Source organism: Coprobacillus cateniformis (assembly GCF_009767585.1).
Taxonomy (GTDB): Bacteria; Bacillota_I; Bacilli_A; order Erysipelotrichales; family Coprobacillaceae; genus Coprobacillus; species Coprobacillus cateniformis.
The window spans coordinates 1-2566 of sequence record NZ_WSNW01000016.1 but is presented as its reverse complement, the minus strand read 5'-3'; the positions used below and the strand labels follow the sequence as shown (position 1 = coordinate 2566).

1 protein-coding gene and 1 pseudogene are annotated in these 2566 nt (G+C 31.8%); both read right to left on the bottom strand.

What is annotated here, in order from left to right:
- The coding region (locus GQF29_RS18140; protein WP_272898073.1) for a SpaA isopeptide-forming pilin-related protein at positions 1-2063 on the bottom strand (2063 nt) is incomplete at its 3' end.
- A gap of 61 nt (positions 2064-2124) precedes the next feature.
- Positions 2125-2566 (bottom strand): annotated as a pseudogene (locus GQF29_RS18135) (hypothetical protein); the annotation flags it as partial.

The window sequence follows — 2566 nt, the reverse complement described above, 5'->3', positions numbered from 1 at the left end:
TTCATATCCTTATAAGTTAAGCTGACATTGATTGGTGTTGAATTTATTAGCAATGAATCATTTGTTTCCAGTTCTTTTAAATAATAATCACCAATATGAAGATCATTCCACTCAATTCGACCTTTTTCATCAGTTGTCTTTTGAGAGATTAATGTGTCTTTTGTATAATATGTTTTTGTACCAGCAACATTCTTAATATCATTTCTAGCATACAAACCATACTTTAAATTCGATAAAAAAACATCACCCTTTAAATTATTTGTGATGTCACTATCAACTTCTTTTTGAAATTCAATTGTACCTAAAGGCTCACTGTTTGTTACTGTTGTTGAAGTTGTCACAAGTGGCGTATTTTGATTTGCATATTTCAAAGAAACCTTATATTTATTTTTATTTAACAAATAACCATGCGGAACCTCATATTCTTCTACAATGTAATTACCAAGTGGTAATTCAACTGTTGTATCAACTCCACTTGCATTGGTTGTTAAAGTATCAACAATCGCTCCATTAGAATATAAAACTTTTCCACCAGCACTTACAACATTGCCATCTGCTTTAATATGGAACTTTGCATTTGCAACCTTATCACTTAAATTATTTGTCTTTGTAACCGTAATTGTTCCTTTAGGTTCATCATTCACAACAGAAGTCGACGTTGTAACAAGAGGTGTATCTTGATTTGCATATTTCAATGAGACATTAAACTTGTTTTTATTGAGCAAATATCCATAAGGAACCTCATATTCTTCTACTACATAATTTCCAATTGGCAACTCAACAGTTGTGTCAACTCCATTTGCATTTGTCACTAAAGTATCAACTGTTGTGCCATTTGGATATAAAAGATTCCCACCAGCACTTCTTATATCACCGTTAGCTTTTACATAAAACTTTGTATTCCCAACTTTATTGCCATAATTATCCTTTTTTGTGACAGTGATTGTTCCTCGTGGCTCCTTGTTTGAAACAATCTGTTTTATATCATCACTAGCATTCAAATTAATTGTGTAGATTGTTTTATCTACCAGGAAACCATTAGGAGCTGTCTGTTCCTGTAGAAAGTAATTTCCTGTTACTAAGTTTTCAATTTTAATTTTCCCATTTGTAACAGTAATATTTTGATCATAGCCATTATCATTCCATAGCCTAAACACAGCACCATCAATCAAGTTACCATAAATATCGTTCTTAGTAATTTCAATGCTACCAAGCTGTAACCAATCAACAGTTAATGAGGTTGTTTCTGCTGGGTCTTTTACCCATTCCCAACTCCCTAAAGGTTGAAAGTTTCCAGTTTTTGTAGTAGACATAATCGGTACATAATCATAATAACTTGTTTTCGCTCCTGTAGTCCATTGTTCTAACTTCACATTCAAAGGAGCTTCTAAGTGGAATTTTGTTTTTCCCTTAATTGTAACACTCCCACCTGTTTGTCTTGTTCCATGTGTTTCATCAACATACGTAACACCACTTGGAATCGTTACAGTTATACCAAATACATCCATATCACTTTTTAAAGTAACTGTCTCTGTTCTTTGGATATCCCCCTCTTTATAAGCGTACACTTTTTCTTTAGAAAAATTAACTGAGTAATTAGAAAAACTTTTACCCTCAATATAATCTATAAATTTTGCTATTGTCTTAGGTGAACTGTTATCCCCATAATAGTAATAACTTAAAGCCAAACTTGTGACAACTATTCCATGTGCGCGACTTTCAAAACCACTCCATTGTTCAACACCCTGCCAGCCATAATATAACACTTTTTTTATATTAGTGTCCTTATATATTTCTGATGTTAATTTCACACCTGTACCCGGTGTAGCTAAGGGATGTGCCATACAAAACGCTTGTTTACCATAAACAGTAAAATCACCAACTATATTTCCACCGTAACTTATTTTTCCATTATAAACAACTGAGCCATCTTTAGGAAAATCATCTACATTTGAAACATTAGCAGCGTAAACGTTATTAAAATTTGAAAATGGTATTTGCAACAGAATTGCAATCACAACCAAAATTTTAAATACTATATTTAATAATCGTTTTGTTTTCATTGATTTCTCCTTTCGTAAAAAAAAGAAAAAATTCGTTTAAATTTTTTCTTTATAAATATATTTAATTACCATATAAATCATCATACCATGATTTAGGTGGTTCAAAACTACCACCCCATGCAGAACCATTACCATTTTCTATCTCTATATAACTATCAGGATCTACAGGTACCTCAATAGAATCTCCAACACCAACATCACTATACTTATTCGATTTGGAAGATGAACTATTAGAATTTGATTTTTGTGATGAATTTGCAGATGACGAACCTTTAGAAGATGACTTTTTACTTTGTGATGAAGATGAAGAACTTCCTGTATTTGATTTCTTTGTAGGTGTTTCTTTCTTCTCTTCTTTCACAACAATTTCAATTTCTTTCTTTGTTTCATTATTGCTATCATCTTTTGCAATAACAGTCGCCTTGTATGTTCCAGCTTTCTTATAATTAACCTTTGAATCATCTAAAGTCACTGTTGTTTTTGATAAATCGGTTGCTTTCAAT